The following is an 18668-nucleotide window of genomic DNA, read 5'->3' on the forward strand; positions in this document are numbered from 1 at the left end:
TGCCGCGCAGACGACCGGTCCGCCCCCTGACGGCGACCCCGGCCGTACGGAGAGAAGGCACGATGGGCGAGCACGGTGTCGCCTCGGCAGCGGTGGACGCCCGGGGCTGGATCCTCGCCTGGAGTGCCGACGCGCACCGTCTGCTCGGACACGAGGCCGGTGAAGTGCTCGGTCGCCCGGCCGCCAACCTGCTGGCCGACCCCCTCCCCGCGTCCGCCCGCCCCCGCCTGGCCGAGCCGGGCCACTGGCGCGGCCGGGTGCGCGTGCGCCACCGCGACGGTCACCGGGTCGAGCTGCAACTGGACGCGCATCCTCTGCGGGACGCGGCCGGGCAGGTCGAGTGGTTCCTCACCGCGACGGTGCCGGAACTCGCCGCGCAGCTGCGGCGCTGGGCCCTGGAGCAGTTCCCCGTCCCGGTGGCGCTCTTCGACCAGGACGGGCTCGCGGTCTCCACGAACGCCGCCATGGAAGGCGTCATGGGCCGGCTGGAGCGGGACCTCGTCGGTCGCCGCGTGGGGGAGTCCGCCGACGGCTCGCGCCGCCTCAAGGGCTTCGAGGGGCTCGGCGACGCGGTGGACCGCGTCCTGCGCACGGGCGACACCGTGCCGTACGAGGCCTGGCTGCACGCGCCCGGCGAGCCCCGGGAGCACGCCTGGCTGATCTCCCTCAGCCCGCTGCGCGACGACACCGGCGCGGTACGGGGCATGTGCCTGGCCGCGATGGACAGCACCGAGCAGTTCCTCGCCCGTCGCCGGCTGAGCATGATCAACGAGTCCGGTTTCCGGATCGGCTCCACCCTGGACGTGGCCCGCACCGCCGAGGAACTGGCCGAGGTGTGCACGGACTACTTCGCCGACTTCGTCATCGTGGACCTGCTGGAGTCGGTCCTGACCGACGAGGAGCCGCCTGTCCCCGCCGGATCCGGGCTGCCGGTCTTCCGCCGCGCCGCCCAGCGGTCCGTGCTGGACGGCTGCCCCGAAGCCGTGATCCCGGTCGGCACCCGGCACACCTACGACGAGGACTCGCCGCCGGGCCGCGCGCTGTCCACCGGGCGGGCACTGCTGCACGCGGGCGAGGACATCGTCCGGCAGCGGTGGGCCGCGGGCTCGGCGGTCCGCGCCCGGCGCATCGAGTCCCACGGCATGCACTCCATGATGGCGGTCCCGCTGCGCGCCCGGGGTGTCACCCTCGGCCTGTCCATCCTCGCCCGCCACCGCACCCCGGAACCCTTCGACGCCGACGACCTGCTGCTGGCCGAAGAACTGGCGGCCCGCGCCGCGCTGTGCGTCGACAACGCCCGCCGCTACACCCGCGAACGCGCCATCGCGCTCGGACTCCAGCGCAGCCTCCTGCGCGACCACACCCCCCGGCAGGCGGCCGTCGAGGTCGCCTCCCGCTACCGGCCGGCGAGTTCCCGCGCCGGGATCGGCGGCGACTGGTTCGACGTCATCCCGCTGTCCGGAGCCCGGGTGGCGCTGGTGGTCGGCGACGTCGTCGGCCACGGGGTGCGGGCGTCCGCCACCATGGGCCGGCTGCGCACGGCCGTCCGGACGCTCGCCGACGTGGACCTCGCCCCGGACGAGCTGCTCACCCGGCTCGACGACATCGTGCTGCGTCTGGACACGGAGTCCGACGACGCGCAGGGCGCGGAGAGCCCCGGCGAGATCGGCGCCACCTGCCTGTACGCGGTGTACGACCCCGTCTCGCGCCGCTTCGGAGCCGCCCGGGCCGGCCATCCGCCGCCGGCGCTCGTCACCCCGGACGGGGCGCCCGAGTTCCTCGACGTGCCCACCGGGCCGCCGCTGGGCGTCGGCGGACTGCCCTTCGAGACCACGGAGTTCGACCTGCCCGAGGGCAGTGTGCTCGCTCTCTACACCGACGGCCTGGTGCAGGCCCCCGACCGCGACCTCGACGACGGACTCGACCTGCTCCGCCAGGCCCTTCTCGGCGCCGGCCGTCCGCTGGAGGAGACCTGCGAGAAGGTCCTGAACAGCCTGCTGCCGGAGCGCCCCGTCGACGACGTCGCCCTGCTGCTGGCCCGCACCCACGCGCTGGACGCCGGACAGGTCGTCACCTGGGACGTCCCCGCCGATCCCACGTGCGTCTCGCGCGCCCGCACCCTGGCCCGGGAGCAGCTGGCCGCCTGGCGGCTGGAGGACGTCTCCTTCGTCACCGAACTCGTCGTGAGCGAACTGGTCACCAACGCCATCCGCTACGGCGGATCCCCCATCCAGCTGCGGCTGATCCGTGACGCCACGCTCATCTGCGAGGTCTCGGACAGCAGCAGCACCGCCCCCCACATGCGGCGCGCCCGCACCTTCGACGAGGGCGGCCGGGGCCTCCTGCTCGTGGCCCAGCTCACCCAGCGCTGGGGCAGCCGCCACACCCGCACCGGCAAGACCATCTGGGCCGAACAGGCGCTTCCCACGGTGAAGTGATCTGCATCACGCCATGTCACAACGACCGGTCGCGCGATGTCTCATGACCGACCCCCTGAAACCGAGGAGACATCATGACCGAGCACACCGACATGACCGGGCACACCGGGCACACCGAGAACACCGAGAACACCGAGGTGATCGTGATCGGTGGCGGATACGCCGGCGTCATGGCGGCCAACCGCCTGACGCGGCGGGGCGACGTGACCGTGACGCTGATCAACCCGCGCCCGACCTTCGTCGAGCGGATCCGCCTGCACCAGCTGGTGGGCGGGACCGACGACGCGGTCACCGACTACCGGGACGTCCTGGGCGAGCGGGTGCGGCTGGTGGTCGACACCGTGACACGGATCGACGCGCCCGGCCGCCGGGTCACCCTGGCCTCGGGCGACACGGTCGCCTACGACTACCTGATCTACGCGGTGGGCAGCGGCAGCCCCGACCCGAGCGTGCCCGGAGCGGCCGAGTTCGCCTACCCGATCGCCACCTTCGAGGAGGCTCAGCGGCTGCGGCCGATCCTCGACGCCGCGCCCGCGTCGGCCGCGGTGACGGTGGTCGGCGCGGGTCCGGCCGGCATCGAGACCGCCGCCGAGCTGGCGGAGGCGGGCCGTACCGTGACCCTGGTCTGCGGCGGGGTGCTCGGCCCGTACCTGCATCCCCGGGGACGACGCTCGGTCGCCGCGCGGCTGGCCGCGCTGGGGGTGACCGTGGTCGAAGGCCCCGGCACGACGGTCACGGCCGTCACGCGCGACGCCGTGCGGCTCAGCGACGGCCGGCTGCTGCCGAGCCGGGTGACCATCTGGACCGCCGGATTCGGCGTGCCGGACCTGGCCGCACGCAGCGGGCTGAGCACCGACGCCCTGGGCCGCCTCCGGACGGACGAGACGCTGACCAGCGTGGACGACATGCGCGTCGTCGCGGCCGGTGACTCGGCGGCACCGTCGGACCTGCCGCTGCGGATGAGCTGCCAGGCCGCGATGCCGCTGGGCGCGCGGGCCGCCGACACGGTGCTCAGCCGGATCGAGGGTGAGCGGCCCTCGACCCTCAACCAGACGTTCGCCGGGCAGTGCATCAGCCTGGGCCGAGGCGCCGGCATCTTCCAGTTCGCTCACAGGTACGACGTCGCGGTGTGGTTCCACATCGACGGCCGCGCCGGCGCCAGGCTCAAGGAGTTCGTGTGCCAGGGCATCGTCAAGCACCTGGCCGGCGAGGCACGCAAGCCCGGTTCCTACCGCCTGCACCGGGTATCGGGAGGCGCCAAGCGCCGGGAACTGCTCGAAGCCAGGCGCGACGAGACGAGGCGCGACGATGCCCAGCATGGCGGGGCCGAGCGCGACGCGGCACCGGTCACCGCCGATACGGCGGCCTAGCCGGGCGGCGGCACGGTGGAGCTGTCGGCCGACCGGCGGTTCACAGGCCCGCGAGGCCCAGGAGCTGTTCCATCGTCGCTGGCGGGAGCGCCGGGGAGGTCGCGGCGGTGTGGGCCACCCGCTCGTCGGGATGGGCGAGGAGCGTGCGCAGGGCGGGACCCGGGAGGTTCGGGTGGCCGGCCACCGCCCGGCGCACCCGGGGGCTCTCGTCGGCCGCCGGCCGGGCGGCCGGCGCGGCGGGGAGTTCCGGATCCCGTGCGGCGCGGTCGCGGATCCGGGGGTCCGCGACCTCGCCGAACGGCGGAGGGTCTCGCGGGGGTACACGACATGGTCGGACGGGCGGCCCGGGCGCTTGCGGTTCTCGACATGGCGGCGCTCGACGCGTTCGGCCGTCACCGGGTCCGGACCGGGCGTCCGCAGGGCCGTGATCGCGCGGACCTCCGCGTCCTCGTCGTCCAGCAGCCGGGCGACCGCCTCCGGCGGCAGGGCGTCGAGCGCCGCCGACCGGCGGAAGGCCGTGCAGGGCGAGTCGAGCTGGCCGAGCGGGGCGTCGGTGACCCAGGGGACGATCCGCTGCGAGAGGTCCAGGTAGGCGAAGCAGTAGGCGAGCGCCATGTCGTCCGCGCGCGAGGCGGCGAGGTCGGCGCGGGCCGGCTCCGACCCGGCGCACACCTGTGCGTGGATCGCCGCCCGGGTCTCCTCGGGGGTGTCCCGACGGGCGAACACCTCGACCCGTACCCGCGGTTCGGGGTCCCGGGCGAGCAGGTCCCGCAGTTCCGGGGCCAGTTCGGGGTGGGCCGCCAGGGCCCCGCGTACGTCCGGCTCCGGATCCGCGGCGAGCGCGCGGGCGGTGTCGTCGTCCAGCCGCAGATGGGCCACCATGCCCGCCCGCGTCACCGGGTCGGCGAGCAGCGCGGCGTGCAGATCGGCGAGCGGCACCGGGTGTGGCAGCCGGCCGAAGTACGTCGAGCAGGCGGCCGCCCGCACCGTGGCCTGCGGGTCCGTCAGCAGGGCGCGCCGGATCTCCTCGGGCGCGTCCGTCCACCGCCGGGCCGGCTCGGCACGGACCGACGCCGCCGGAATCACGGACGAGCCGCGCCCGCAGTTCCGACGGGAGGTGGGCGCTCTGTGCGACGAACTCCCGTACGTCCGTGGCCGGATCGGTGATCAGCCGCTCCCAGGTCTGCCGGGGCAGATCCTTGCCGCGCAGAACGACCGCCGTGCGGGTGGGCGGCTCCGGGTCGTCCGCGAACCGGGCCCGGGTCCCGGGCGGCAGGTGCCAGTTGCAGGCGGGCGCGAAGACGAGGTCCGTGTCTCCCCGTCCGGACCTCCGGCGCCCGGCCGCCGTCGGCGGCACTTCACAGAACCCGCACATGACCCCCTGCGCGCTTTAAGTTTCAACCGCTACGCTCGTCGCCATCCGAGTGGCCGAGGACGCCCACGCGCCGTGCCGCTCGCCTTCCCCCCACCAGGCACAGGAGACGCTCGTGCACGACGGCGACGTAGTGGTGATCGGCGGCGGTTACGGGGGCGTCCGGCTGGCCAGGCGGCTGGACGCGACGGCACGGGTCACGCTGGTGGACCGCAAGGACGTCTTCTTCCACCGCATCGCCTCCCTGCGCGCCGGTGTGCGTCCCGAGTGGTCGGCGACCCCCTTCATCCCGTACGACCGGCTGCTGCGCAGCGGCCGTGTCGTCGTGGGCAAGGCGGTCCGGATCGACACCGAGCGGCGCGAGGTGGTGCTGGCGTCGGGGGAGCGGCTGCCGTACGACGTCGTGGTCATCGCCACCGGCGCCGACTACCCCGAACCGGCCCGCTTCACCGGTACCACCACCGAGGAGGCGATGAAGTCGCTCGCCTCCCACCAGCGCAAGGTCGCCGCCGCCGAGCACGTCCTCGTCGTCGGCGGCGGGCCCTCCGGCGTCGAACTCAGCGCCGAGATACGCCTGGCCCGGCCGGACGCCCGGGTCACCCTCGCCCACGCCGGGCCGGCGCTGCTCGACTCCACGGGCAGCGAGCGGGCCGGGCGCCGGGCGCGGACCTGGCTGGAGTCCCATGACGTGGAGGTCCGCCTCGACGCCTTCATGTCCCCCGGCAACGACTTCGGCACCTATCGCGACGCACACGGCGGCCTCGTCCACGCGGACCTCTCCTTCTGGGCGACGGGCACCACCCCCAACACGCTCTGGTTGCGGCTGGCCGGCCACGGCGGCTGGCTGAACGCGGCCGGACAGGTCAAGGTCGACCGCACGCTCAGGGTCGACGGCCGGCCGGACGTGTACGCGGTCGGCGACGTCAACGACGCCACCGAACTCAAGATCACCCCCGCCGCGCTCGCCCAGGCCGACCTCGCCGCCCACAACATCCGCGCCCATCTGCGGAGTCCGGGCAGGCACCGCAGGGAGCCACGCCTCTACCGGCCGATCGAGCGCACCCCGATCATCGTGCCCTTCGGCCCGGCCGACGGACTGACCGTGCTGCCCGTGCCGGGCGGCGACACCGCCGTCCTCGGCGGCCGCACCTCCGTCCTGGCCAAGGCGAAGACCCTCATGACCCCGTACATGAGACGCCAGCTCGGCTACTCCGCAGCCTGAACCACCGCCCGCGGACACCGGTGCGGACGCCCCGCGCGGGGACGTCCGCACCAGGACACTCCCTACCGGGTCGGCTCCTTCCACCACGCGCCGGAGACGTCCCGCAGCGTGTTGGTACCGCAGTGCACCTCACCCATGCCGAGGTGGTACGTGTACCAGTCGTCGATGTACGACACCTTCAGCCCGGCCCGCGTGTACACCGCGGTGACCGCCTGTGTGAAGACGTCCTTGCCGCCGATGACCGGACCCCACTGGCGCGGCGCGAGGTAGCGGTCGCGGCCCAGCAGGATGCCGTTGACCGCGCCGGGGACATAGGCGCTGGTCGGAGTGGCCGGGGCGGCGGCGGTGGCGCCGTCCCCGGCGAGCCACTTCTGCTGTCCGTACTTCCCGAGCGTGTCCGCGAGCGGACCGCCGGCGCCCATCCGCGTCAGCCGCGGCACCGGGAGATCCCGGCCGTCGGCCGTCGCCATCGACGACTCCCGGGTGTAGAGGGCGGGCACGCGCACGATCTCGTCGTCGGTGACGCCGGTCTCGCGCTTGAGGATGTCGAGGTTGGCCGCGATCCGGCGGGCCGCCATGGTGTTGTCGGCCACCAGGTGCCGGGAGGCGAGGGCCTGGTCGATGGTCTCCTTGGGCACCGGCGCGCCGTGCTTCCGCGGCACCGAGAACATCTTGGTACGGCCGTGGCCGTCGCGCTGCGCGTCCCGCAGCAGCTGGAGCCCGGCCTCGGGGTCGGCGACGCCGATCCGCCAGCCGCGCGGGGTGTCGGCGGGCAGGAACTGCACGAACTCGTCGACGTGCCCGACGCCCAGCCAGGAGGTGTCCAGCAGCAGCGGGTCCTGAAGGCCCTGCGCCTTCAGCATCGCCCGCATCGCCCGCGCCGGCCGGGAACCCGTGTCCTTGCGGTACCCCATGATGATCCGGCCGGCCGGGAAGGAACGCCCGCCGTGCGCGTACGGCGGGATGGTCTCCAGGTTCCCCATGGAGTTGAGCGTCCACTCCTCCCCGTCGTGGACACCGGAGACCTGCACCACGCCGACGTCCCGGCCGCGCATCTTCTCGAACAGCTCCCGGCCCGCCTCCCGGTCGGGCTGGGCCGAGCGCAGCATCACGCGCATCACCTGCTGCCGCCCGTTCGGACCGGCCATGCCGACATAGGCCGGCTCGACGAAGTCCTGCGCCCAGATGTCGCCGTACTTGTCGAAGGTCACCAGCGGCTTGGTGATTCCGGCGGCGCGCGTGTGGCGCTCCAGGTTCTTGACGAACTGCCGGTACGGCCGGTCCTCGGGGAGGTTGCCCGGCAGCTTGGTGACCATGACCTGCTGGGTGTTCTGCACCTGGTGCTGGGTGAGGAGGGGCGCGACGCGCAGGGTGACCGAGTCGGACGTGCTCGTGCCGTCCGAGGTCACGGTCAGCCGGATCACCGCACGGCCGTCCCACCGGGAGCTGTCCCGGACGATGTCGGTGGCCTCGACCCCGAACTCCGCGCCGGAGCGCAGCTCGGCCGCGGTCAGCCGGGTGCCGGAGGTGACGAGGACCCAGGCGCCGGAGCGCTTGAGGAAGACCCGGGTGTAGGCGGCCCCCGAGGTCACCCGCACGCCGCCCTGCGCACCGGACGCCACGTCGGGCATCGGCACGGAGCGGACCCGGGCGAGGTCGGCGGCGTCCGCCGTCCCGTTGACGTTCTTGTCGGAGGCGTCGTTGCAGGCGGCCAGCTGGGCGTCGGTCGGCTGCCGGCCGCCGGTGCCGGTGACCCGGCAGCGCTTCGCGTCGTCGTCGATGTTGGGCAGGTGGACCGCTCCACGGGCGACGGACCAGGTGTCCTCGCCGGCGGAGTCGCTGTCGCCGGTGACATCGACGCGTCCGTCACGGTCGACGTCGGCGCGGAGGTCGGCGACCGCGGCCGACTCCGCCGCGTGGGCGGGGGAGAGCGGGGCGGCGAGCACGGAACCCGCCGCGGTGAGGGCGAGGATCATCTGTCCCGCGGGGCTCGTACGTATCCGCGTACGTGTGCGCACGGCGTGTCCCTTTCAGGTGGGGGGTGTTTCGCCGTGCAAGAGGAGGTACGTGCGCTGTGCGTTCCCTGTGGGGGCCGGAGATCATCCCTGGGTCTGACGGCATCTCCCGTAAGACGTAAGCCGGTTGGGAACCCGGGCCGATGGCGGGGGTGGCGCCGGTGCGGTAGGGCGGCCGTCCGGGCCGCTGTGACTTCCCCCACCTGCTCTTGCCCGGGCGAGGAAGGCTTACCTACGTTCGACCGCATGTCCTCCCATGGCCCCACCTTTCCCGGCGAACCGGACCGGCCCGGCGCACCCGCCCCGGTCGCCTTCGACGTGGACCTGAGCGCGCACGAAATGCTCCGGCGGGCCCACGTCCTGGACGCCCTCGGCCCCGACTGGGACCCCGGCGAGGCCCTCCGCGGCGAGGAAGAGGCGTACGCGCTGCTCTACTCCGGCCTCGACGCGGACCAGCAGCGCGTGTACGACGAGCTGGTCGCGGCCGGTGTGCTCCCTGGGCGAGGGGACAGCCATGCTGCCCCTTGACCCGCAGGCCGACGTCGGCCGCCGCGCCTGGGTGGCCTGCCCGAAGTGTGACGACCGGCAGGGCTGCGACCCGTGCGCCGAGGGGCGCAGCTGCTCCGCGCACTGGCGCTACCTGCTCTCCAACACCGGCAGCCTGCTCCACCTCCAGTGCCCGTCCTGCACCCACATCTGGACCCACGAGACCCATTTCGGTGCCACGCGTTCCCGCTGGGAGCGGGTGATCAGCGGGCTGCGGTCGCCGCGGTGAGCACGGACCGCCGCCGACGCCGGCGGTGAGGCCGGACGGCGGAGCGACGCCCGCTTTCGGATGACCCCACCGTCTGTCTCCGGGGACGGCGGGGCGGCACGGCCGAGGATCACAGCGGCCGGGGAGTCCCGGCGCGCCCTTCGTCCGCCCGGAGGCACCGTTGCGCATCCTGCTCGTCGCCAGCGCGTTCAACAGCCTCACCCAGCGTGTGCACGCCGAGCTGCGCGACCGCGGCCACGCGGTGACGGTGGAACTCGCCCTGCCGGACGGCTCGTTGGCGCGGGCCGTACGACGGCACGCCCCGCGGCTGGTCGTCGCGCCGATGCTGAGGACGGCGATCCCCGAGGAGGTGTGGTCGGCGTACCCCTGTCTGATCGTCCACCCCGGGCCCGAGGGCGACCGGGGGCCGTCCTCCCTGGACTGGGCGATCCACGAGGGTGCCGAGGAATGGGGCGTCACCGTCCTTCAGGCCGACGCCGAGATGGACGCCGGTGACGTGTGGGCCACCCTGCCGTGCCGGGTTCCCCCGGTGGCCAAGAGCGACCTGTACCGGGGCGAGATCGCCGACGCCGCGCTCGCGGCCGTCCTGCTCGCCGTGGAACGCTTCGCCGGCGGGACCTATGTGCCGCGGCGACAGGACACGGGGGTGCGCGTACGGCCGTACCTCGACCAGGGCGTCCGGCGGATCGACTGGGCAGCGGACCCCACGCCGGCCGTCCTGCGCAAGCTGCGGGCGGCGGACTCGCAGCCCGGGGTGCTCGACGAGCTGCTCGGCGGGGAGTGGTACCTGCACGGCGGCCACCCCGAGGGCGTGCTGCGCGGCCGCCCGGGCGAGCTGCTGGCCACCCGGGCCGGGGCGGTCTGCCGGGCCACCGGGGACGGCGCGGTGTGGATCCCCGAGCTGCGGGCCCGCCGGCTGCCGGGGGGCCCGCCCACCTTCAAGCTGCCCGCCGTGCTCGCCCTCGGCGACCGGCTGCCGCCGCTGCCCGAGCACGCCCCGCCCGTGCTGCCCGACGCGGGCGGCCCCACCTGGACGGACATCCGCTACCGGGAGGACGGGGCGGTGGGCTTCCTCGCCTGGTCCTTCCCAGGGGGCGCCATGAGCACGGACCAGTGCCGGCGTCTGCTGGCCGCCTACCGGGAGGCCTGTGCGCGTCCCACGTCGGTACTGGTGCTGGGCGGCGAGCGGGACTTCTTCTCCAACGGCATCCACCTCAACGTCATCGAGGCGGCCGCCGACCCCGCCGCCGAGTCCTGGGCGAACATCAATGCCATCGACGACCTGGTCGAGGCGGTGCTGACCACGACGGACCGGCTGGTGGTCGCCGCGGTCGCGGGCAACGCCGCCGCGGGCGGGGTGATGCTCGCCCTGGCCGCCGACGAGGTGTGGTGCCGCTCGGGAGCCGTGCTGAACCCCCACTACCGGCTGATGGGGCTGTACGGCTCCGAGTACTGGACCCACACCCTGCCCCGCCGGGTGGGCCCCGCGGTGGCCGAGCGGCTCATGGCGGAGGCGCTGCCGGTGAGCGCGGCGAGCGCCCTGCGCCTCGGACTCGTCGACCGGGTCCTGGACCGCGCTCCCGGCGCGTTCGCGAAGGAGGCCGCCGCCCTGGCGGCCCGCCTGGCGGCGCTGCCGGCGACGGCGGCCCGGATCACCGCGAAGAAGACGGACCTGGAGCGCCGCGAGACCGAGACCCCACGGGCCGCCTTCCGCACCCGGGAACTGACCCGCATGCGCCACACCTTCGACGACCCGGACGCCCCGTACCACACCCTCCGTCACGCCTTCGTCACCAAGAGGCGTCCCCGGGAGACTCCACCGCATCTCGCGCGCGCCGGGAACGCCGCCGAGGCCGGGCTCGCCACGGAGCGGACCCGCCCTGCCCCCGACGCCGCGGCGCAAACCAGGTCGGAGTCCTCTGCCGTCGGATTCACCGGAACGGCCCCCCATGGCGTCTCGTCACGCCGGAACGACTGATACCAAGAACGTCGAGGGTCGAAATGCAGGCCTTCATCCCATACCTCCCCAGGAGGCGGTCCCCATGACTGAGGCGACGGCGAAGACGGTGGGCGCTGCGGACGCCACAGGCGCGCCCGCCGACGAGACACCCACGATCCATATTCTCTGGATCAACGCGGGGCTGAGCTGCGACGGCGACTCGGTCGCGCTGACGGCGGCCATGCAGCCGAGCATCGAGGAGATCGTCCTCGGTGCGTTGCCCGGCCTGCCGAAGATCGCCGTGCACTGGCCGCTGATCGACTTCGAGTGCGGTCCGGTCGGCGGCGCGGACACGTTCATCGAGTGGTTCTTCAAGGGCGAGCGGGGCGAGATCGACCCGTTCGTGCTGGTCGTCGAGGGGTCCATCCCCAACGAGGCGATCAAGCCGGAGGGCTACTGGTGCGGTTTCGGCGACAACCCGGAGACCGGCCAGCCGATCACCACCAGCGAGTGGATCGACCGGCTCGCGCCCAAGGCCCTCGCCGTCGTCGCCATCGGCACCTGTGCCACGTACGGCGGTATCCACGCGATGGCGGGGAACCCGACCGGGGCGATGGGTGTGCCGGACTACCTCGGCTGGGACTGGAAGTCCCAGGCGGGCATCCCGATCGTGTGCGTCCCGGGCTGTCCGATCCAGCCGGACAACTTCTCCGAGACGCTCACCTACCTGCTCTACCAGGCCACCGGCGCCGCCCCGATGATCCCGCTGGACGACAAACTGCGCCCGACCTGGCTGTTCGGGGCGACCGTCCACGAGGGCTGCGACCGCGCCGGCTACTACGAGCAGGGCGAGTTCGCGGCGACGTACGACTCGCCGAAGTGCCTGGTGAAGGTCGGCTGCTGGGGCCCGGTCGTCAAGTGCAACGTGCCCAAGCGCGGCTGGATGAACGGCATCGGCGGCTGCCCGAACGTCGGCGGCATCTGCATCGCCTGCACCATGCCCGGCTTCCCGGACAAGTTCATGCCGTTCATGGACGAACCCCCCGGCGCCCGGCTCTCCAGCACGGCCAGCGGCGCGTACGGCGCCGTCGTCCGCAGGCTGCGGAACATCACGGCGAAGACCGTGGACAAGGAGCCCAAGTGGCGCCGTACCGGCGAGAAGATCACCACCGGCTACCGGCCCCCCTGGTGACCGCCCACCGCGAGTGACCCGCTTCTGCTTCGTGCACCCCCCACACCCCTCACCCCCGCGCAACGAAGGGCACGGCAAAGACGATGGCAAGGACGAAGGCGGCCGGCGACGGCAGCGGCCTGGTGGAGATGTCCTGGGACCCGATCACCCGGATCGTGGGCTCCCTGGGCATCCACACGAAGATCGACTTCAAGCAGAAGCGGGTCGCGGAGTGCTACAGCACGTCGTCCGTCTTCCGTGGCTACAGCGTCTTCATGCGCGGCAAGGACCCCCGCGACGCCCACTTCATCACCAGCCGTATCTGCGGGATCTGCGGCGACAACCACGCCACCTGCTCGGTGTACACGCAGAACATGGCGTACGGCGTGAAGCCCCCGCACCTGGGTGAGTGGATCATCAACCTCGGCGAGTCCGCGGAGTACATGTTCGACCACAACATCTTCCAGGAGAACCTGGTCGGGGTCGACTACTGCGAGAAGATGGTCAGGGAGACCAACCCCGGTGTCCTCGAACTCGCCGAGCGCACCGAGGCCCCGCACGCCGCCGAGCACGGCTACCGCACGATCGCCGACATCATGCGCTCGCTGAACCCCCTGGAGGGCGAGTTCTACCGCGAGGCCCTCCAGGTCAGCCGGTACACACGCGAGATGTTCTGCCTGATGGAGGGCCGCCACGTGCACCCCTCCACGCTCTACCCGGGCGGCGTCGGCACCATCGCCTCCGTACAGCTCTTCACCGACTACCTCAGCCGGCTGATGCGGTACGTCGAGTTCATGAAGCGTGTCGTGCCCCTGCACGACGACCTCTTCGACTTCTTCTACGAGGCCCTGCCCGGCTACGAGGAGGTCGGCCGCCGCCGTGTCCTGCTCGGCTGCTGGGGCGCGCTCAACGATCCCGAGTACTGCGACTTCACGTACGCCAACATGACGGACTGGGGCCGGCGGATGTTCGTCACGCCCGGTGTCATCGTCGACGGCAAGCTGGTCACCAACGACCTCACCGAGATCAACCTCGGCATCCGCATCCTGCTGGGCAGCTCCTACTACGAGGACTGGCAGGGCCAGGAGCAGTTCGTCACCCACGACCCGCTCGGCAACCCGGTGGACCCGCGCCACCCGTGGAACCAGCACACCATCCCCGCCCCGCAGAAGCGGAACTTCGACGACAAGTACAGCTGGGTCATGTCGCCCCGCTGGTTCGACGGCAAGGACCACCTCGCCCTGGACACCGGCGGCGGCCCCATCGCCCGGCTGTGGTCCACCGCCCTGTCCGGGCTCGTCGACATCGGCTACGTCAAGGCCACCGGCCACAGCGTGGTCATCAACCTGCCCCGCACCATGACCAAGCCGGAGACCACCTTCGAGTGGAAGATCCCGCAGTGGTCCAACGCCCTGGAGCGCAACCGCGCGCGCACCTACTTCCAGGCGTACGCCGCCGCCGTCGCCCTGCACTGCGCGGAGAAGGGTCTGGAGGAGGTCCGCGCCGGACGCACCCAGACCTGGGAGAAGTTCGAGGTCCCCGACGAGAGCATCGGCGTCGGCTTCACCGAGGCGGTCCGCGGCGTCCTCTCCCACCACATGGTGATCCGCGACGGAAAGATCGCCAACTACCACCCGTACCCGCCGACCCCCTGGAACGCCAGCGTCCGCGACTCCTACGGCACCCCGGGGCCCTACGAGGACGCCGTGCAGAACACGCCGATCTTCGAGGAGAACACCCCGGAGAACTTCAAGGGCATCGACATCATGCGCGCCGTCCGCAGCTTCGACCCCTGTCTGCCCTGCGGCGTCCACATGTACGTCGGCGGCGGCAAGACCGTGAAGACCATGCACGTGCCCACCGGCCTGAGCGGACTCGGCGGATGAGCGCGCCCGCCACGGCGGCGCGACCGGTGAACGCCGAGCAGGCCGGGCGCCGTATCGAGGAGGTCCTGGACCGGCTGGCCGCGAGCAGCGAACCCGCCGCCGCGGCCGCGGCCGAGGAACTCGTCAGGTCCCTCATGGACTTCTACGGTTCCGGCCTGGCCCGCATCCTCCAGCTGCTGTCCGCCGCCCCCGGCGACCCGGCGGCGGCCCTGCTCGGCGACGACCTGGTGGCGAGCCTGCTCGTCCTGCACGACCTGCACCCCGAGGACCGCGACACCCGGATCGTCCGGGCCGTCGCGGGCCTGCGGGAGCACGATCTGGAGGTCGTGACCTTCGACGAGGAGAGCGCCACCCTGCGCCTGCGCACCCGGGCGAGCGGCGGCTGCGGCTGCGGCTCCGGCGAGGGCGCCCAGGAGGCCGCGCGGGCGGCCCTCGCCTGCTTCGCGCCGGAGGTCAGGGACGTCGTGATGGAGAAGGCGCCCGCGCTGCTCCAGATCGGATCCGCCCCGGCGCCGACGGGGACCCGGTGAGCGCGTCCACCGTCGGCCTGCGGAGGTTCCTCACCGAGCGTCCGCCGCAGCCCGAACGGTGCGAGCTGTGCGCGGCGGTGGTGCCCGAGGACCACCGCCACCTGGTCGACACCGAGCGGCGCAGCCTGGCCTGCGCCTGCGTCTCCTGCGCGCTGCTGATGGAGGCGCCGGGCGCCGCCGCGGGCCGCTTCCGCGCGGTCCCGGCCCGCTTTCTCACCGACCCCGGCCACCGCCTCGACGACCGGGCCTGGGAGGCCCTGCAGATCCCGGTCGGCGTCGCCTTCTTCTTCCGTAACGCGGCCCTCGACCGGCTGGTCGCCCTCTACCCGAGCCCGGCCGGCGCCACCGAGAGCGAACTCGACCCGGCCACCTGGAACGAGGTCCTCGGCGGCACCCGCCTCGCGGACCTGCTGGAACCCGACGTGGAGGCACTGCTGCTGCGCCGCACCGACGGCCGGGTCGAATGCCATCTCGTCCCGATCGACCTCTGCTACCAACTCGTCGGCCGGATGCGCCTGCTGTGGCAGGGCTTCGACGGCGGCGCCGAGGCCAGGGCCGCCCTGGACGCCTTCTTCGCGGACGTCCGGCACCGCGCCCGGCCGGTGGCGGAGGCGGTGCGGCCGTGACCGAGTTCTCCTTCGCCTGCACCGGTGTCCGCGCCGACCGGTACGCGGCCGGACCCACCCTCGTCTTCCGGCTGCGCGTCACCGCGTCCGGCGACACCCCCGTGCACGCCCTCGCGCTGCGCTGCCAGATCCGCATCGAACCCGCCCGCCGTGGCTACGCCTCCGCCGAGGCCGACGGACTCGCGGACCTCTTCGGCGAGCGCTCCCGCTGGGGCAGCACCCTCCAGCCGGTGCAGTTCGCCCAAGTCTCGCTGATGGTCTCGAGCTTCACCGGGGAGACCGAGGCCGACCTCGTCGTCCCCTGTACCTACGACATGGACGTCGCCGCGTCCCGCTACCTCGACGCCCTCACCGACGGCGAGGTCCCGCTGCTGATGCTGTTCTCCGGTACGGCGTTCACCGGCGCCGGAGGCTTCCAGGTCGAGCCGGTCCCGTGGGACCGGGAGGCCGCCTTCCGGATGCCGGTCGCCGTCTGGCGGGAGATGGTGGATCAGCACTTCCCCGGCTGCGGCTGGATCCGGCTGCCGCGCGCCACCATGGACGCCCTCCTCGCCCACCGCTCCCGCCACGCGCTGCCCTCCTGGCAGGCGACCGTCGAAGCGCTGCTCGACAGCGCCGACGACCTGCCCGCCAACGACCCGTTCGGCGCGCTCACCGCCACGACCGTAAGGACCGATCCGTGACCGTAAGGACCGATCCGTGACCGTGACCGCCTTCGCCCCGCGGACGGAGGAGCGGTTCGCCCTCGCCCGGCAGGTGGCCGACGCCGTGCTCTTCGAGGGCTATGTGCTCTACCCGTACCGCGCCTCGGCGGCCAAGAACCGTCTGCGCTGGCAGTTCGGCGTGCTCGTGCCGCCCGCCTGGGGCGCCGACTGCGAGGAGCACGACTTCCAGCACACCGAGTGCCTGATGGAACCGAAGGACGGCGCGACCCTCTCGGTCGAGGTCCGCTTCCTGCACGCCCGGCGGCGCACCGTGCAGCGGGCCCGCCCCGACGGCGGCTTCGAGACCGTACCCGAACTCCGCCTCGACGACCGGGTGCTGGTGCCCTGGGACGAGGGCGGCGAGGAGCGCGTCGAGGTGGTCGCGCCGGTGGCCGAGCTGCTCGGCGACGGCGTCACCTTCCCCTTCCGGCGCCCCGCCCAGGAGGACACCGAGCCGGTCCTGGACGAGGCCGGCCGGACCGTGGGCCGGCTGGTCCGGCGATGCGCGGAGATCACCGGGACGCTGCGGCTGTCCGCGAGCGAACTCGACGGCCCCTACCGGGTGTCGCGACTCACCGCCGTCGTCGAGAACACCACCCCCTGGGCACCCCCGGCCGGCCGCGCCGCCGACCGGGACGCGGCCCTGCCGCACTCCCTGGTGGCCACCCACCTCCTCATGGCCCTGGACGCCGGGGCCTTCCTGTCCATGACCGATCCCCCCGAGTGGGCGAAGGGCGCGGTCGCCGCCTGCCGCAACCTGCACACCTGGCCCGTCCTCGCCGGCGAACCCGGCCGCGCGGACCTCGTGCTGTCCTCCCCGATCATCCTGGAGGACCACCCGGCCATCGCCCCGGAGAGCCCGGGAGCGCTGTACGACGCCACCGAGATCGACGAGATCCTGGCGCTGCGCACCGCCGCCCTCACCGACGAGGAGAAACGCGAGGCCCGGGGCACCGACGCCCGCGCGGCCGCCGTGATCGACCTGGCGGACTCGATGCCGGCCGAGGTGCTGGAACGCCTGCACGGGGCGGTGCGGGGCCTGCGGGAGATCACCGGCGACGCCGGCTTCCCCGACGAGCACGGGGTCCAGCGCCCCGACACCCCCTGGTGGGACCCGGCGAGCGACGAGGGATTCGACCCGGAGCGGGACCGGGTCGTCGTGGACGGCCGGTCCGTGGGCCGGGGCAGCCGCGTCGAACTGCGCCCCGGCCTCCGGCACACCGACGCCCAGGACCTGTTCCTCCAGGGCCGCACCGCCACGGTCGAGGCGGTGCTGCACGACGTTGACGGCGCGGTGCACCTGGCGGTGACCGTCGACGGCGACCCGGGCGCCGACATCCGCCGCGAACAGGGCCGCTACCTGTACTTCCAGCCGGACGAGGTCGTCCCCCTGGCGGACCCGGCGGACCCGGCGGACCCGTTGGACCCGGAGGACCCGTCATGAAGCGGACCTTGGTGGCCGGCATCGGCAACATCTTCCTCGGCGACGACGGCTTCGGCGTGGAGACCGCGCGCCGGCTGGCCGAACGCCGGCTGCCGGAACACGTCGAGGTGGTGGACATCGGCGTGCGCGGCGTCCACCTCGCCTACCAGCTCCTGGACGGCTACGACACCCTCGTCCTCGTCGACGCCACGGCCCGCGGCGAGAACCCCGGCACGCTGTACACCATCGAGTACGACGGCCCCGGCCACGGGAGTGTCGGCGTCCCGGCGATCGACGGTCACCGGATGACCCCCGACACCGTCCTCGCGCTGCTGGACACCCTCTGCGCCGGCACCGACGGGACACCGCCCCGGCGCGTCCTGATCGTCGGCTGCGAACCGGCCTGCGTCGAGGAGGGCATCGGGCTCAGCGCGCCGGTCTCCGACGCCGTACCGCGGGCCGTCCGGCTGATCGAAGAGCTGCTACGGGGCGACGAGCCGTCCGTGGCGCAGATCTCCACCGCGGAGACACCCACCTGAGGAGAACGCAATGAAGAAAGTCATCGCCGCCGGCGGCGCCGCCCTCGTGGTGGCCGCCGTGGTCGTCGAGTTGTTCCCCGACATCAGGCGCTACCTGCGCATCCGGTCCATGTGAACCGGGCGCCCCGCCGGGTACGCCGTTCCCTGCGCCCGTGCGGCGAACGGCGTACCCGTCCGCCCGGCGACGGCGTGCCTGGCCGGGCGGCCCCGCCGCCTCGCCTCTAATGAAGCCCGGCCCCGGGAGGACTGGAGACCACCGATGCACGAGATGTCCGTGGCGCTCGCCGTGATCGACCAGGTGGAGACGGCCGCCGCCGAGGCGGGCGATGTCACGGCGGTGCGCTCGGTACGGCTCCAGGTGGGCGAACTGGCCGGGGTCGTACCCGACTCGCTCGCCTTCTGCTTCGAACTGGCCTGCGCCGGAACCCTGCTGGAAGGTGCCGAACTGGTCACCGAGGCGGTCCCGGGGCGGGCCCGCTGCACGCCCTGCGCACACGACTGGGCCGTCGGCATGCCACCGAGCCTGATCTGCCCCGCCTGCGGCGGGACGAGCGTGGAACTGCTCGCGGGCCGGGACCTGCGGATCGCCGGCGTGCAGTGGGAGGACGGCGGTCCCGCGCGGACGCCGGCCCGCGAACCGATCTCCGAGGAGTGCTGA

The 18668-nt window shown here is 73.3% G+C and carries 17 protein-coding genes; 15 read left to right on the top strand and 2 right to left on the bottom strand.

Features of this window, described 5'->3' with window-relative positions; translation table 11 throughout:
- Window positions 1–62 precede the first annotated feature (62 nt).
- On the top strand, window positions 63–2438 hold the full coding sequence (locus ACZ6D7_RS20600) for a SpoIIE family protein phosphatase (RefSeq protein WP_469492298.1): 2376 nt from the start codon (window positions 63–65) through the stop codon (window positions 2436–2438).
- A gap of 74 nt (window positions 2439–2512) precedes the next feature.
- Window positions 2513–3808 carry an NAD(P)/FAD-dependent oxidoreductase gene (locus ACZ6D7_RS20605; protein WP_469492301.1) on the top strand — a complete coding sequence of 432 codons (1296 nt, stop codon included), beginning with the start codon at window positions 2513–2515 and terminating at the stop codon, window positions 3806–3808.
- Between the two features lie 40 nt (window positions 3809–3848).
- Here ACZ6D7_RS20605 and ACZ6D7_RS20610 read toward each other — a convergent pair whose 3' ends face one another.
- Window positions 3849–5183 (bottom strand): hypothetical protein, encoded by a 1335-nt coding sequence (locus ACZ6D7_RS20610; RefSeq protein ID WP_469492304.1) that lies wholly within the window; start codon window positions 5181–5183, stop codon window positions 3849–3851.
- 112 nt (window positions 5184–5295) lie between these two features.
- Between ACZ6D7_RS20610 and ACZ6D7_RS20615 the strand changes: the two genes are divergently transcribed.
- Window positions 5296–6402, top strand: coding sequence for an NAD(P)/FAD-dependent oxidoreductase (locus ACZ6D7_RS20615; RefSeq protein ID WP_469492306.1), 1107 nt, complete (start codon window positions 5296–5298; stop codon window positions 6400–6402).
- A gap of 62 nt (window positions 6403–6464) precedes the next feature.
- On the opposite strand, the gene ACZ6D7_RS20620 is transcribed toward ACZ6D7_RS20615, so the two are convergent.
- Entirely contained in the window at window positions 6465–8378 is a 1914-nt protein-coding gene (locus ACZ6D7_RS20620) for a protein-arginine deiminase domain-containing protein (RefSeq protein ID WP_469493033.1), read from the bottom strand.
- Window positions 8379–8663: 285 nt separating this feature from the next.
- On the opposite strand from ACZ6D7_RS20620, the gene ACZ6D7_RS20625 reads away from it, so the two are divergent.
- The 12 genes from ACZ6D7_RS20625 (at window position 8664) to ACZ6D7_RS20680 (ending at window position 18668) form a co-directional block, all read left to right on the top strand.
- Window positions 8664–8945 carry a DUF6400 family protein gene (locus ACZ6D7_RS20625; RefSeq protein ID WP_469492308.1) on the top strand — a complete coding sequence of 94 codons (282 nt, stop codon included), beginning with the start codon at window positions 8664–8666 and terminating at the stop codon, window positions 8943–8945.
- Window positions 8932–9192 carry a hypothetical protein gene (locus ACZ6D7_RS20630; protein ID WP_469492312.1) on the top strand — a complete coding sequence of 87 codons (261 nt, stop codon included), beginning with the start codon at window positions 8932–8934 and terminating at the stop codon, window positions 9190–9192. The genes ACZ6D7_RS20625 and ACZ6D7_RS20630 overlap by 14 nt, the downstream gene beginning before the upstream one ends.
- A 160-nt stretch (window positions 9193–9352) precedes the next feature.
- Window positions 9353–11170, top strand: coding sequence for a hydrogenase maturation protein (locus ACZ6D7_RS20635; RefSeq protein WP_469492318.1), 1818 nt, complete (start codon window positions 9353–9355; stop codon window positions 11168–11170).
- Between the two features lie 64 nt (window positions 11171–11234).
- On the top strand, window positions 11235–12323 hold the full coding sequence (locus ACZ6D7_RS20640; protein WP_469492321.1) for an NADH-quinone oxidoreductase subunit B family protein: 1089 nt from the start codon (window positions 11235–11237) through the stop codon (window positions 12321–12323).
- 83 nt (window positions 12324–12406) lie between these two features.
- Window positions 12407–14188 carry a nickel-dependent hydrogenase large subunit gene (locus ACZ6D7_RS20645; RefSeq protein WP_469492324.1) on the top strand — a complete coding sequence of 594 codons (1782 nt, stop codon included), beginning with the start codon at window positions 12407–12409 and terminating at the stop codon, window positions 14186–14188.
- Complete coding sequence (locus ACZ6D7_RS20650) at window positions 14185–14718, top strand: hypothetical protein (protein WP_469492329.1); 534 nt, start codon at window positions 14185–14187, stop codon at window positions 14716–14718. The genes ACZ6D7_RS20645 and ACZ6D7_RS20650 overlap by 4 nt, the downstream gene beginning before the upstream one ends.
- Entirely contained in the window at window positions 14715–15344 is a 630-nt protein-coding gene (locus tag ACZ6D7_RS20655) for a DUF5947 family protein (RefSeq protein WP_469492332.1), read from the top strand. Before ACZ6D7_RS20650 ends, ACZ6D7_RS20655 begins: the two co-directional genes overlap by 4 nt.
- Complete coding sequence (locus ACZ6D7_RS20660; protein ID WP_469492336.1) at window positions 15341–16027, top strand: DUF6084 family protein; 687 nt, start codon at window positions 15341–15343, stop codon at window positions 16025–16027. The genes ACZ6D7_RS20655 and ACZ6D7_RS20660 overlap by 4 nt, the downstream gene beginning before the upstream one ends.
- Before the next feature lie 16 nt (window positions 16028–16043).
- The gene (locus ACZ6D7_RS20665) at window positions 16044–17492 is read left to right on the top strand and encodes a hypothetical protein (protein ID WP_469492340.1); all 1449 of its coding nucleotides are present in this window, start codon (window positions 16044–16046) and stop codon (window positions 17490–17492) included.
- Window positions 17489–18010 carry a hydrogenase maturation protease gene (locus tag ACZ6D7_RS20670; protein WP_469492343.1) on the top strand — a complete coding sequence of 174 codons (522 nt, stop codon included), beginning with the start codon at window positions 17489–17491 and terminating at the stop codon, window positions 18008–18010. Before ACZ6D7_RS20665 ends, ACZ6D7_RS20670 begins: the two co-directional genes overlap by 4 nt.
- A gap of 10 nt (window positions 18011–18020) precedes the next feature.
- On the top strand, window positions 18021–18125 hold the full coding sequence (locus ACZ6D7_RS20675) for a DUF6893 family small protein (RefSeq protein WP_469492345.1): 105 nt from the start codon (window positions 18021–18023) through the stop codon (window positions 18123–18125).
- Between the two features lie 144 nt (window positions 18126–18269).
- Window positions 18270–18668: a hydrogenase maturation nickel metallochaperone HypA/HybF gene (locus tag ACZ6D7_RS20680; protein ID WP_469492350.1), complete on the top strand. Its 399-nt coding sequence runs from the start codon at window positions 18270–18272 to the stop codon at window positions 18666–18668.

This window comes from Streptomyces sp. NPDC041784 (genome assembly GCF_055591025.1).